This window comes from Bacteroides sp. D22, assembly GCF_000163675.1.
Taxonomy (GTDB): domain Bacteria; phylum Bacteroidota; class Bacteroidia; order Bacteroidales; family Bacteroidaceae; genus Bacteroides; species Bacteroides xylanisolvens.
In genome coordinates this window covers 1-14036 of the sequence record NZ_GG774821.1, presented here as the reverse complement: position 1 = coordinate 14036, position 14036 = coordinate 1, and the positions used below count along the sequence as shown (strand labels likewise).

At 41.3% G+C, this 14036-nt stretch carries 10 protein-coding genes and 2 pseudogenes; 3 read left to right on the top strand and 9 right to left on the bottom strand.

Annotated features, from left to right (window positions below):
* Positions 1 to 9: 9 nt before the first annotated feature.
* The 6 genes from HMPREF0106_RS04095 to HMPREF0106_RS04120 all read right to left on the bottom strand — a co-directional run bounded on the left by HMPREF0106_RS04095 (position 10) and on the right by HMPREF0106_RS04120 (position 9301).
* Positions 10 to 1401 (bottom strand): RagB/SusD family nutrient uptake outer membrane protein, encoded by a 1392-nt coding sequence (locus tag HMPREF0106_RS04095; RefSeq protein ID WP_009040894.1) that lies wholly within the window; start codon positions 1399 to 1401, stop codon positions 10 to 12.
* Between the two features lie 23 nt (positions 1402 to 1424).
* Complete coding sequence (locus HMPREF0106_RS04100; RefSeq protein WP_009040893.1) at positions 1425 to 4868, bottom strand: TonB-dependent receptor; 3444 nt, start codon at positions 4866 to 4868, stop codon at positions 1425 to 1427.
* Between the two features lie 208 nt (positions 4869 to 5076).
* Positions 5077 to 6066 (bottom strand): FecR family protein, encoded by a 990-nt coding sequence (locus HMPREF0106_RS04105; protein ID WP_009040892.1) that lies wholly within the window; start codon positions 6064 to 6066, stop codon positions 5077 to 5079.
* Between the two features lie 86 nt (positions 6067 to 6152).
* Positions 6153 to 6755: an RNA polymerase sigma-70 factor gene (locus HMPREF0106_RS04110; RefSeq protein WP_009040891.1), complete on the bottom strand. Its 603-nt coding sequence runs from the start codon at positions 6753 to 6755 to the stop codon at positions 6153 to 6155.
* A 149-nt stretch (positions 6756 to 6904) separates the two neighbouring features.
* The gene (locus HMPREF0106_RS04115; protein WP_009040890.1) at positions 6905 to 8986 is read right to left on the bottom strand and encodes a protein-disulfide reductase DsbD family protein; all 2082 of its coding nucleotides are present in this window, start codon (positions 8984 to 8986) and stop codon (positions 6905 to 6907) included.
* Positions 8987 to 9001: 15 nt separating this feature from the next.
* Positions 9002 to 9301 (bottom strand): Dabb family protein, encoded by a 300-nt coding sequence (locus tag HMPREF0106_RS04120; protein WP_004315980.1) that lies wholly within the window; start codon positions 9299 to 9301, stop codon positions 9002 to 9004.
* 108 nt (positions 9302 to 9409) lie between these two features.
* On the opposite strand from HMPREF0106_RS04120, the gene udk reads away from it, so the two are divergent.
* Positions 9410 to 10021: a uridine kinase gene (gene udk / locus HMPREF0106_RS04125; protein ID WP_032811070.1), complete on the top strand. Its 612-nt coding sequence runs from the start codon at positions 9410 to 9412 to the stop codon at positions 10019 to 10021.
* A gap of 44 nt (positions 10022 to 10065) precedes the next feature.
* Positions 10066 to 11457 carry a transglycosylase SLT domain-containing protein gene (locus HMPREF0106_RS04130; protein ID WP_032811731.1) on the top strand — a complete coding sequence of 464 codons (1392 nt, stop codon included), beginning with the start codon at positions 10066 to 10068 and terminating at the stop codon, positions 11455 to 11457.
* A gap of 87 nt (positions 11458 to 11544) precedes the next feature.
* Here the strand turns inward: HMPREF0106_RS04130 and HMPREF0106_RS04135 are convergent, their stop codons facing one another.
* The 3 genes and pseudogenes from HMPREF0106_RS04135 to HMPREF0106_RS04140 form a co-directional block, all read right to left on the bottom strand.
* Positions 11545 to 13089 carry a sodium:solute symporter gene (locus HMPREF0106_RS04135; protein ID WP_009040888.1) on the bottom strand — a complete coding sequence of 515 codons (1545 nt, stop codon included), beginning with the start codon at positions 13087 to 13089 and terminating at the stop codon, positions 11545 to 11547.
* The gene (locus tag HMPREF0106_RS28490) at positions 13086 to 13211 is read right to left on the bottom strand and encodes a symporter small accessory protein (RefSeq protein WP_004296931.1); all 126 of its coding nucleotides are present in this window, start codon (positions 13209 to 13211) and stop codon (positions 13086 to 13088) included. Before HMPREF0106_RS28490 ends, HMPREF0106_RS04135 begins: the two co-directional genes overlap by 4 nt.
* A gap of 68 nt (positions 13212 to 13279) precedes the next feature.
* Positions 13280 to 13738 (bottom strand): annotated as a pseudogene (locus HMPREF0106_RS04140) (nitroreductase family protein); the annotation flags it as partial.
* Between the two features lie 133 nt (positions 13739 to 13871).
* Between HMPREF0106_RS04140 and HMPREF0106_RS28340 the strand changes: the two are divergent.
* Positions 13872 to 14036 (top strand): annotated as a pseudogene (locus HMPREF0106_RS28340) (DDE transposase); the annotation flags it as partial.

Sequence of the window (14036 nt, the reverse complement as noted above, 5' to 3'; positions counted from 1 at the left end):
TTAACCCTATTAATATCCCGTATTCTGCCACAACAATTCTGTGTTGTTTATTCTTTCCAATTCCGTTTTGGGAATAGGATACAGGAATTGGTAATCCTGAATAATATGTCCTTCCGCTTTCATGGCTTCCTTAGCACCTCCCATACGTACCAAATCGAACCAACGCTGTCCCTCATAAGGAAATTCCTGTTGACGTTCCAGCATAATCGCATTACGGAAACTATCCTGATCGGGTAACTCTGTAATCAAAATCGGAGACAATCCGGCACGGGTATGTACAGCATTCAAAGCAACCAAGGCTTCTGAATTCTGCAAATTACTATAGCTAATTTCATTCAAAGCTTCCGCATACATCAACAATACATCGGCATAACGGAGAATAATCTGGTCATTACCAACAGTGTTATAAGTCGCGCTCTTGACATCTTTAAATTTATTCATGACACAAACCTTATCTTCCACCTTTACATAAGTAATCAAATCTTTCCGCTTATCCCCGTCTTTATAACATTCTTTCAGTGCCTTTGTCTGATTGGTATCGTCGGTCAGGTTAATAATAGAGAACCAGTATCCATGCCCTTCTCCTTCCACATCCTTATTAAAGCGAACAGCAAAAATGATCTCATCATTCATTTTATTATTTACATCAAAAACCCGCTCCGGAGTAGTCATCAAAGAATACTTACCTATCAATTGAGATAACACATTTCGAGCTTCCGTCCATTTATGGAAAGTGAGGTAAATCTTGCCGAGCAGTGCCATTGCAGCACCGGAAGTCACTCGTCCCATATCGGTACTTGTATAAGAAGACGGCAACATACTTTCATTAATAACCTGATTCAAATCACCGACAAGGAAATCATAAACCTGCTGGTCTGAACTACGTCCGATTTTCAGAGCCTCGGCCACTGTTACCACCTTATTAGTCATCGGTATTCCTCCCCACAGACGGTACATATTAAAATAGGTAAGTGCACGAATGAAAAGGGCTTCTCCTTTATATTGTTTTTTCAGAGTAGCGTCAAAGTTGGCTTCATCAATCCTATCTAATATAAGATTACAACGATAGACTCCATTACTAAAATTCGCCCAAGCATTTTCCAGGATTCCATTAGAAGCTTTATCTGCAAACTGATCGATATCATAACGGTCCTGCGTTCCGGCAGTAGGTGCGCTCAATGTCAAATTATCACTCCGATATTCGCAACACTCCGTAAAATAGGAAACCTGTGTCTGCAATTTAGAGTAACATCCCATCACAGCTACATTAAAATCGTCTGCTGTCTTATATACCTTATCGGTAGGCACACTGCTACTTGGTTCCAAATCGAAGAAACTATCTGTACAGGCAACTGATAGAAAAGCAGTTGACAAGAATAGTATTAGTTTATATTTTTTCATACAACGTGTATTTTAAAGGATGATTAAAGAGTTATATTCAATCCGAATAAGAATGTTTTAGCCAATGGATAAGTACCATAGTCTTCACCCGGTGAAAGAGAATTAGACGGCCGGGCATTCACTTCCGGATTGTATCCGCTATAATTAGTTGAAGTCCAGAGATTTTGTCCGGAAACGTATACTCTCAACTTTTCTACAAAAAAGCGCTGGGTCAGATTCTTCGGCAGAGTATATCCCAGTGTCACATTCTGCAACCGCAGATAAGAACCATCTTCCAAATGCCAGGTTGACGTACGTCCATTATAACCTTTTGATTTACGATTGGCACGATTCACCTGACCGTTTCCCGGATCTTCCGGACTCTTCCAACGATTCAAGGCGATGGTAGTGCCATTGGTATTACCTTCCAGATTATCAATGTAACGGCGATTCAAGTTCAAAATTTCATTACCATACACTCCCTGGAAATTAAAATCAAGATCAAATCCCTTAAACCACACTTTTCCCCCGAATCCATAGGTGAAATCAGGCATATAGTTACCTACTATCGTACGGTCTTTATCCAAGTCCATCACGCCGTCTCCATCTACATCCACAAACCGGAAATCTCCGGGCTTGGTATTGCTGAAATGAGGATATTTCTTCAATTCTTCTTCATTGGAGAAAATACCATCCTGCACCAACAGATAATAACAGCCGATAGGTTCACCAACTTTCGTTATGTAATACGCATGATCTACGCTACCGGTAGATATGATAGGAGCATTACCCGGACCGAGCGCTTTTACTTCGTTTGTATTCGTAGCATAATTGGCATTGAATGAATAACCGAAATCTTTCGTTATATTCTTCTGCGAGGTCAATGCTATTTCCCATCCCCTGTTGTTTACTTTACCGATATTCATCAATGCAGTGCTATATCCGGTCAGATGAGGAACAGGTACGTTCAACAACATATTAGAAGTGTTGGTATTGTAATAATCCACAGTCAGTCCCAGCAATCCCTTGAACATTTGTAAATCAAGACCCACATTCACCATCGCATTCTTTTCCCAACTCAAATCCTCATTCTTTATGGTACTAGGTTTATATCCATTCACCAACTGCCCATTGCCTGTACCGAGTATATAGTTATCGGAAGCCATCAGAGACAGGTGGTCATAATTACCAATCTGAAAATTACCAGTAACTCCATAACTGGCTCTAAGTTTCAAGTCATCAACAAATGATAGGAATTTTGCTTTCGTGAAAAAGTCTTCTCCACTTATTCTCCATGCAAAAGAAGCAGAAGGGAAATATCCCCAACGGTTGTTTTTTCCGAAACGGGAAGAACCGTCTGCACGAATGGCTGCTGAAGCCATATACTTACCTTTATAGCTATACTGTACACGTGCCAGATAAGAAGCAATTGTCCACTGTGTTTTATCAGATGCACCTTTCGTCACCGTACCTCCGGAAATTGTTTGTATATAGTCATTCGGGAAATCGGTAGCCGTCACATTATCACCTTTATATGTTTCTTTTTGAGCCGATTGTACTAAAACGACATTGATAGAATGAGCATCCTTGATGGTCGTATTATAATTGATTTTATTCTCAACCAACCAGTTGAAGTAAAAACCGGATGAACTGTATGCAGTAGGATTCGACTTCACATCATAATATTTCTGTCCCAATAACGGAAGTTCCGATGAACGGTATTGATCGTTATGCGAACCGTAATAATCACCACCAAAAGAAATGTTATAGGTAAGCCCTTTATATAACTCCAATTCCGCAAAGACTTTTCCCACAATAGCCATACGGTCTACAACATCCGATTGGAGGTTTGCCATGGCTACCGGGTTTAATACGGCATTGTGCTGATAGTCATTTCCAATTCTCCAATATCCGTTTCCCTGATAGTTATAACTTCCATCCGCATTATACACCGGCCATACCGGAGGCATCATCAAGGCTGATTGCACAATACCGTTAGACCCGGAAGCATCTACCCGGTTGGAAGTAGAATAAGAAGGAGAAAAATTCAGACCGAATTTCAGCCTTTTATATTTCCCGTCCAAATTCATACGCATACTATATTTCTTAAAATCGGAATTAATGATAATACCTTCTTTATCATAATAGTTGGCTGAAATAAAATAACCGACTGTTTTTCCTCTGCCGGAAATAGAGACATTGTGGCTGGTAGTAGCAGCAGTACGGAATATAGCGTCTTGCCAGTCCGTATCGGTCAGTCCTTTGTCCCCATTCAGATAAGGAAAGAGTTCGGTGGGGATACGTTCCCATGAGTTGGGACGCATTCCATTCGGATCGTCCGGTGATCCACCGGGATTGGCATCCAGATAGGCGTTGTCATGCCCATCTTTTGCAAATTCGGCAAACTGATATGCATTCATCATTGAAAGTTTCTTCGAAACACTCTGGATACCATAATATCCATCATACTGCACTTTCATTTTCTCCGACTGCCCCTGTTTGGTCGTGATAATAATTACACCATTCGATCCACGACTACCATAAATAGCTGCCGAAGAAGCATCTTTCAAAACTTCTACAGATTCAACATCATTATTATTCAGATTGGCAAATCCACGTTCCACCGGTACACCATCGATAATATAGAGAGGATCGCTACCTGCATTCACTGTGCTGATACCACGAACACGGATACTTACGCTTCCTTCCGGATCACCACTAGGTTGCGTAACCTGTACTCCCGGCATTTTTCCCGCCAACGCCTGACGAAAATCGGAAGCGGAAACTTCTGCTATTTGTTCGGCTTTCACGGAAGAAATAGAAGTAGAAACATCTCTTTTTCTCTGAACGCCATAGCCTACCACGACTACTTCATCGATCATCTTACTATCTTCCACCAACGTGATTTTTGCCGTATTCTTATCTTTTGCAGAGATATTCACCGTTTTATAGCCGATATAAGAAATAGTCAGTGTGGCAGATTCCGGTACATTCATGATTGAATAACGTCCGTCGATATCGGTAATGGTACCACTGCCTTCTCCTTTAATCTGAACACTGGCACCAATCACCGGTTCTCCTTTATCATCTGCAACAATTCCCTGGATAGTGCGTGTACGTTGAGCTGTTTCTTCCTTTTTAAGTGGCTGTTTGCTGACAGCAATTGTATGATCGGTCCTATTGAAATAAAGTTTGGCCTGGGTGGTTATCTCGCCCAGAATCTGTTTTAATGAAGCATTTTTAATGTCGAAAGAAACTCTCGGAGCTTTGTTCACCGTCTCCTGGTCATAGAGAAATTTAAAATTAGTCTGTTTGCTGATTTTATTGAAAACACTTTCTACCGGCTCATTTTGCACGCGAAGCGTTATATCATGCTCTTTCAGTGTTTGAGCAGCAGCCGGAACAATTAAAATGAAGGTGAATAGTAAAAAAGCTAAAAACGAACAGCTATTTTTACTTATCCCTTTACAAATAAGAAGATTATTCATAAATTTGTGCGTTTTAGTAATTGACTAAAGTTATTAAAAACAAGCAATACGCGATACGTTATTCATTTGGGTCGAAGCTTATGAATATCCGTCCGGATTGCGGATAGAGGCATTCCTTTGGAGTGCTTCTATCATTTTGGGGAGGTTCATGAAGGAGCTGTTTTCATCTATTATTCTTTTAAAGGTTAAACATTATCTTTTCTTCATCTCATTCTTTATAAAGAAGGACATTAATGCCTTCTTTCTTATATTTGATATCACCACTGATAAATTCGATGGATTTAAGTACGGCCTCCAGACTCTTATTATCGTGCTCACCGGTAATCAAGTTGTTGAAATCCTGACCGGGAGCAAAAGTAATCCGGCAATTATATACACGCTCCAGTTCTTTTGCCACATCCCGAATCGGTGTACTGTAGAAACGTAAACCTCCTTTCATCCAGACAGCCACTCCCCTATCTTCTGTTTTCTTACTATATTCACCGGAAACCGTATTGATAAGCACTTGCTCTTTGGCAGTCAGCCTCATCATTGCTTCCGGTAAATCAACCTGCACTTTACCACTCTCCACACTCACAGATACAATCTCATCCGTTGAATAGGACTTGACATCAAAACGAGTACCCAATACCCGAACATCCAGCCGCTTCGTCTTTACAATAAATGGCATTTTCTCATTACGGGCAACACGGAAATATCCCTCACCTTCAAGTTCTATTTCACGGCTATCTCCCACAAAACGTTCCGGATAACGCACTTGAGAACAAGAATTCAATACCAAAAGAGTTCCATCCGGCAAAGTCACTTGCCTTTTTTCACCAAAAGAAGTGGTGACTTCGGCAAGCGTGACCTGCTGTTCATTCATATACCGGAAAAAGTTGACACTCCCTATTATAATGGCTATGACAGCCGCCGTACTAACCGCCACCACAGACGCCCGACGGAACCAAGTACGTTTTTTGTGTTCAATACGTTTCAATAACTGACGCGCCTCTCTCTTATACCTTTCCCGTTCCAAATCAGTAGCAGGTTGCAAGTTCCCGGATTCTTCCCAAACCTCTGCTGCCAGTTCATCCAATAAATCTTGGTTTTCTGCCTCTTTTATGCTTTGCAAAAGTTGTGAAGCCTCTTCCCTGGTATAAAGGTCATCCAGGTAACGATGCAATTTATCTTTTTCTGTTTTAGTATCTTTCATCATACATTCAAAATAAGGATATTAATTTCCTTCCCTTTGTATAAGTAATACACAAAAGTAAGAAAGAACTAGGGTGTGATTAACATTTATTATAAGTTTAAACAAAATAGAATCAAAAGTATATCAGCTGATGTACTTGAATATTTAGTCAGATAAGAACGAATCACTTTCAGAGATACAGAAATATGTTCCTGCACCGTATGAACAGAGACACCCAACGCTTCGGCTATTTCTTTATGAGACATCTGTAACTCACGGCTCATTTTGAACACTTCCCGTTGGCGGGGTGTCAATTGTTCCAATGCACGAGCAACAATCTCTTTCAAATCATTGAGCAAAATATGGTTATTGGTCTCGTTTGTTGAATCAATCGCTTGAGAAAGAATCTGTTCTTTCAGCTGATCTTCATTAGCCATGTCGCGCAACTGATTCAGAATACGATTACGTACGATGGTATAAAGGTAGGAAGAAAAAGAGGCTTCGGGATTGATGAAACGACGAGTTTGCCAGACTACCGTAAATGCATCCTGAAAAATATCTTCAGCAAATTCACGCGACTTGACGAACTTCAGGGCGAAGTAGAGCAAACGATTCTTGTAAGCGGCATAAAGTTCGCAAAAGGCCTCTTCATCTCCGTCTATCAGACGGAGAACCAATTCCCGTTCATTTACAAGAGTGTCTGTTGCGTACATATTTTCTTTATTTTTGGGCACAAAGGTATTGTTATGATGTTACAAACGTATGTATTTTTTCTGAAATAAAAAAATAAAAGCGATCTCACCGAAAAGATGAGACCGCTTTTATTTCATTTATCATTCAAGACAGTGCCTTATCGAAGATTTTAATTTTTCCCTTTCTTATAATTCTCCAATCCGGTCTGCAAGAATTCGATATACTTAGGAATATCTTCGTTATAAGCATACGACTTATTCAACGGTTTACCCTGATTGTCCAACAATACATAGAAAGGCTGGGCGTTGGCTCCGAATTTCACACGTTGCAGATAACTCCATTTATCGCCGACAGTACGCAAAGTACGTTCTGTACCGTTCTCGATTATCTTTACGGGCTCGGTCAACGGAGTCTTATTATCCACGTAGAGAGTAATCAGTACATAATCGTTATTAATCAAATCACTCACTTTCGGATCAGTCCACACCGCTGCTTCCATCTTACGACAGTTTACGCAACCATATCCGGTAAAGTCGAGCATAACGGGCTTTCCGTTCAGACGGGCATATTCCATACCTAAGTCATAATCATCAAATTTCGCATGTACCTCGTTCTTATACAAATTGAAGTCTTGCGTCTGCATAGGCGGAGCAAAAGCAGATACGGTCTTCAATGGTGCTCCCCACAAACCAGGAACCATATATACAGCGAACGCTAAAGAGATTAATGCCATAAAGAAGCGGGTGACTCCCACCTTATTATCATCGTCATCATGCGGAAATTTAATCTTACCCAACAGATAGAATCCAAGCAAAGCAAAGATTACAATCCACAGAGCCAGGAATGTTTCGCGGTCAAGCAGTCTCCAACCGTAAGCCAAGTCAGCTACCGACAAGAATTTAAGCGCAAACGCCAATTCGAGGAAACCCAGCGTTACTTTGATTACATTCATCCATCCACCGGACTTCGGCATAGATTTCAGCCAAGACGGGAACAGGGCAAAAAGTGTAAACGGCAATGCCAAAGCAATGGCAAATCCTAACATACCGATTGCCGGAGCAACCACACTTCCTGTGGTAGATACCTGTACCAGCAGAAATCCGATAATCGGACCTGTACAAGAGAAAGATACCAATGAAAGCGTGAAAGCCATCAGGAAAATACTTAGTAATCCGGTCGTAGATTCCGCTTTGCTATCTACTGCGTTTCCCCATTTCGAGGGTAGTCTGATTTCAAACGCTCCAAAGAATGAAGCGGCAAAAATCACCAACATCAGGAAGAAGAGAATGTTGAAAATAGCATTGGTAGATAAAGCGTTTAATGCGCTGGCACCGAAAATCAACGTGATAGCCAAACCTAATGCCACATAAATCACTACGATAGATGCACCATACGTCCACGCATCACGAATTCCTTTCTTTTTGTCTTTACTGCGTTTCAGGAAAAAGCTGACTGTCATTGGAATAATCGGCCACACACACGGAGTGAATAAAGCCAATAATCCTCCAAGGAACCCTGTAATGAATATATATATCCAGGACATATCCTCCTGCCCGTGCTCCTCGCCTAATGCTTGCAGATCACTGATAACGGGTTTCCAAAGTTCACTAGAGGCAACTGCCGGCTGAATATCCGTGGCTGCTTCCGTTGTAGTTGCAGGAACCAACTCCATCATAGCAGATGAATCTTTCGAAGCAACAGGAGTTGCCCCTTCTTTCTTATCTGCCTTATCCACTACTTTTTGTTCCGGTTGTTCTGCTTTCGGTTGTTCTGTTTTCGTTGCGGCAGCATTTCCGGCTTTCGCTACTCCCGAAAACTTGAATGGCACTTGAGTAGGAGGCAGACAACTCTCGTCATCACAGGCTCCGTACTCCAGATAACCTTCTATTGCGTAAGCTCCACCCGTAAATTTCACTTTCTGCACAAACTTTGCTGTATTCTCGAAATAACGTACCTTCATTTCGAACAATTTATCGAAAGTAGCTACTTCTTTGCCCACAGGTTTCAGTTTACCGACAAGCTCGACACCCGATTTATTATCAACATTAAATGTTGCAGAAATAGGACCGCCATCTCCCAGGTCGGTAGAATAAACATGCCAACCTTTATCAATGGCAGCCGTAAACACCACCTCTGCCTCCGTATCGGAGAGAGGTGTCAGTTCTGTTTTAAACTTTACCGGATCTTTGATCTGCGCTTGCAATGCATATACAACAAAGCTTAAAAGCAGGAAAGAAATTATTTTTCTCATCTTTATTTTTGGGGTTTATAATTCATAGTCTACGCATGCACGGCTTTCCTTCGTTTCAGCCAAAATCTTACCGGCAGCTACGTGGTCGGGATGTGTTGCGTAGAATTTCACATCTTCTAGTGTATCAAACTCACTGTAAAGCGCAATATTCCATGTTTCACCAGGATTCATATTCAATCCGACTTCCACTTTGCGAATGACAGAGATTTTAGCAGGAAGAGCTTCTATCGCTTCCTTGAATTTAGTCATGACTACCAGTTTCTCTTCAGCAGGAACTTCGTCTTTTAACTTAAATAATACAATGTGTTTTACCATTACGTTGTTATTTTAATGAATTGTTTCTATATTTGTCTTGTTAATGCAATCATCGCATTAATAGTAATGCAAAAATACTCTATTTGGTTCAAATATACATTTAAAGAGATGTTAATTATAGGAATAGCAGGCGGAACAGGCTCCGGAAAGACCACCGTCGTACGGAAAATTATAGAAAGTCTCCCCGCAGGGGAAGTAGTACTCTTACCACAGGATTCATACTACAAAGACAGTAGCCATGTCCCGGTTGAAGAACGCCAGAATATCAATTTTGACCATCCCGATGCTTTTGAATGGAGCCTACTATCCAAACATGTCATGATGCTGAAAGAAGGAAATAGCATCGAACAGCCTACCTATTCTTATCTCACTTGTACGCGCCAGCCCGAAACAATTCATATCGAACCTCGTGAAGTGGTTATCATTGAAGGAATCCTTGCTTTATGTGATAAAAAGCTACGCAATATGATGGACCTTAAAATCTTTGTAGATGCCGATCCCGACGAACGCCTGATACGTGTTATCCAAAGAGATGTTATTGAGCGCGGACGTACTGCCGAAGCTGTAATGGAACGCTATACACGGGTTTTAAAGCCTATGCACCTGCAATTTATCGAACCTTGCAAACGATATGCCGACCTTATTGTACCGGAAGGCGGCAGTAATAAGGTAGCTATTGATATACTGACTATGTATATCAAAAAACACTTGAAGAGTTGAGAGTGGAGAATGGAGAGTTGAGAGTTAAAAGCAAAATGTCAGGTATGAATGTCAAGACACTGATTATCCCTTTATTCCTCGTATTGTTCTGTTGTGTGTTCGGATGCCGGAACAAACAACATAGTACAACGGATGAATCCGCACGTGATCTTCCACAAATAAAAGATAGTGGCGAACTCGTTGTATTGACATTGTATAGCTCTACTTCCTATTTTATTTATCGGGGACAGGAAATGGGATTCCAGTATGAACTTAGCGAGCAGTTTGCCAAAAGTCTGGGACTAAAGCTTAGGATTGAAGTTGCCAAAAGCGTTGACGAGATGATTCAAAAATTGCTGGCAGGCGAAGGAGATATGATTGCCTACAATCTGCCTATCACCAAAGAGTGGAAAGACAGTCTGCTTTATTGTGGTGAAGATGTCATCACCCATCAAGTAATCGTTCAGCAAGGAAGAGGAAAGCAGAAGCCATTAAAAGACGTAACCGAACTGGTAGGAAAAGATATATACGTAAAACCGGGAAAGTATTACGACCGCCTCGTCAATCTGAACAGCGAATTAGGAGGAGGCATCCGGATTCATGAAGTTACCAATGACAGTACTACCATCGAGGACTTGATAACGCAAGTGGCGCAAGGAAAAATCCCGTATACAGTAGCCGACAATGACCTGGCAAAATTAAATAAAACCTATTATCCTAATTTAAATATCGATTTGTCTATCAGTTTCGATCAACGGTCTTCGTGGGCAGTACGAAAAGACAGCCCCGAACTGGCAGCCGCCGCTACTAAATGGCATCAGGAAAATATGACCTCTCCTGCCTACACAGCCAGTATGAAACGTTATTTTGAGAATAGTAAAATGATGCCCCACTCTCCTATCCTTTCATTGAAAGAGGGGAAAATTTCTCATTATGATGATTTATTCAGAAAGTATTCCAAAGATATCGGATGGGATTGGCGTATGCTGGCGTCACTAGCCTATACTGAATCTAATTTCGATACCACTGCTGTTTCCTGGGCCGGCGCCAAAGGACTGATGCAGTTAATGCCTGCCACCGCCCGGGCAATGGGAGTACCTCCCGGCAAGGAGCAGAACCCGGAGGAAAGTGTGAAAGCGGCTATCAAATATATCGCCGCCACCGACCGCAGTTTCAGTATGATTCCCGACAAGCAGGAACGACTCAACTTCATTCTGGCATCTTATAATGCCGGCTTGGGACATATATACGATGCCATGGCGCTAGCCGAAAAATACGGAAAGAACAAACTGGTATGGAAAGACAATGTAGAAAACTTCATCCTGCTCAAAAGCAATGAAGAATACTTTACCGATCCTGTCTGCAAAAACGGGTATTTCCGTGGTATCGAGACTTACAATTTCGTACGTGATATCATGTCGCGCTACGAATCCTACAAGAAGAAAATAAAAGCATGATTAATATTAAGTATCAAGTATTAACCGTGGCCTTTGAGGTGCTTATCCGCATAGCGTAATACTTAATACTTGATACTTACTTAATACTTATTTTTTGGTTACTAAGCTGATTACGATGATGGCTAATACAGATAATGGTAAGGCAAATAATATCGGATCAATCACAGGGAAAGGATAAGTGGTAATCAATACATCCCGTCCAAATAATGCTTTGCAGATACCTAATGCTGCAGATTCTTTCTGATGAAGAAATACAAGGGCAAACAGGCTACCGGTTGTTCCGACCCAAAGACTTGCCATGACACCCTGCTTAGTGGCTTTCTTCCAATATAAGGCACAGAAATAGGCTGGAAGGAAAGCTGCCGCACAAATCCCCATAAAGATAGAAGTTCCACGGGCGATAATATCATGAGGCAACATATAGCAAATAATGTAGCTGACCAGGATAGAGAACAATACTCCCAGACGAATCACATTGGTTAGTTTATTCCGCGAACGGGGGTTATAAGTTCCATAAATATCAGAACCTACCGAAGCACCCATTGTATGGAACTGCGAGCTTAGTGTAGACATACTGGCCGAAAGGATACATAACATAAAGAGTGCGGCAAACCAGTCGGGCATCGCCTTATTAATAAAATATGGAATAATCTTATCGATGTCCTGCACTACTTCGGTAGCAACCGCTCCTTCTGTTTTCAGGAAGAAAAGGTTACTCAAAGCTCCGGCATGATAGATAGCTCCTACTGTTATAATCAAAAAGAAACAACCGATAAATACACCGCGGTTTAATTGTTTGCTACTTTCCACAGTCATAAAACGAACCACTAGCTGGGGTTGCGCAAGACATCCGATTCCTACTCCTAAAATAAGGGAAGTAACAAGTGAGTACCATTGTGGTGAACCTGTAACAGGCATTGCAGTCCATCCCTGATGTCCCAATGCTTTAAATTTTTCCGGGACTAACGGAGCAATAGCAGTCAACTCTTTATTCGCTTCGGTAAAACCCATACCGAGCACCTGATATAGAGAGAATAACAGAAACAGCATACAACCGAACATGATAACTGCCTGTAAAGCATCTGTATACATGACCCCTTTCATACCGCCTGCAATAACATAAGCAGCAATAACCAATGTAAATATCAACAAAGAGATATTGAAATCAATCTGAAAGATCTGTTCGATAAATACAGCTCCACCTTTCATTACAACTGCTGCATAAAGCGGCATTCCGATGAAAATAACAGCAGCAATAAATACCTGTATATTACGGGAACGAAAATGACGGCCTAATAATTGAGGGAAAGTGCTCACATTCAGTTTTGCCCCCATACGCCGGGTGCGTAAACCGAAAAAGATAAAAGCTATGACAACTCCGATAAACATATTCAGAAAACAAAGCCACTGAATACCCATTCCGAAAGCTGCCGCCACTCCTCCAAAACCTACAATAGCAGATGCAGAGATAAACGTAGCACCGTAAGAAAGTGCCATAACAATAGGATTCATCTGACGTCCGCCTACCAGATAATCACTGGTATTCGTTGTTTTCTTGTATCCCAAAAAGCCGAGGTAAGCAAGTGACAGGAGATATCCTATCACAATCAAGCCAAGTGTAAATGTATTCATCGAGTTTCGTCTTTTTCGTCGTCCTTATTCCAATACTTCAGCCCAAACCAGGCAGCAAAGATCACACATACCACCGAAAGAAGGTAAGGCAGAATTATAAAAGGGTCGTCTATTCCAAACATTTGCGTATCAGATTTTAATTAGCGTTGCAAATGTAAGGAAATTATTGAAAAGACAAAACTTTTGCTTACTAATACTGATTATAATGTATCTTTTTCTCGTCAAATTTCTGTTTCTGGTTCTCTTTTGTAGCCGGATAGCCGAAAGGAATGACACAAAGCGGAAGGATATTATCAGGTAGATTGGTATATTTGCGTACCACCTGCATACGGTCTTCATAAGGATAGGCAGCCGTCCATACAGCCCCCAGTCCCAGACTTTCGGCAGCCAGCAGAATATTTTGCGCTGCTGCTGAACAATCCAAATACCAATAAGACGAACGTACAGAATCTCCGCAGACAATGATAGCGTTACGGGCCTGGGTCAACATCTTTGCATAAGGAAGCGCAGCAGCCATTGAATCCAGTTTGGCACGGTCGGATACTACTATAAACTCCCAAGGACGGACATCTTTCCCCGAAGGGGCAGCCATTCCGGCACGAAGCATCAAGTCTATTTTCTCTTTCTCCACTCCCTTATTCAGATAAGTAGGGATATTCCTAAAATAATAAAATTTAAGGCAACTAATTCATTGCGAGTTAGTTGCCTTTTTTGTATCTTTAAGCATTCCCCCCAAAAAACGGTTTGACGGCCAAAACGGGGGTAATTAAAAATAAAAACACATGGTAAAGATACAAAAAATCTCAGAAATCGAACCTTGTTTAGGTTTTACCGAGTTCGATATGCTTAAAAAATATCGTCAAAGTTTTGCAACGAGTGAATTAGGTCGCCTCCATTCTCTGTTCCCTTTCTCGGAACTGGCCCGACAAATGCATTTGAAGTCCTCT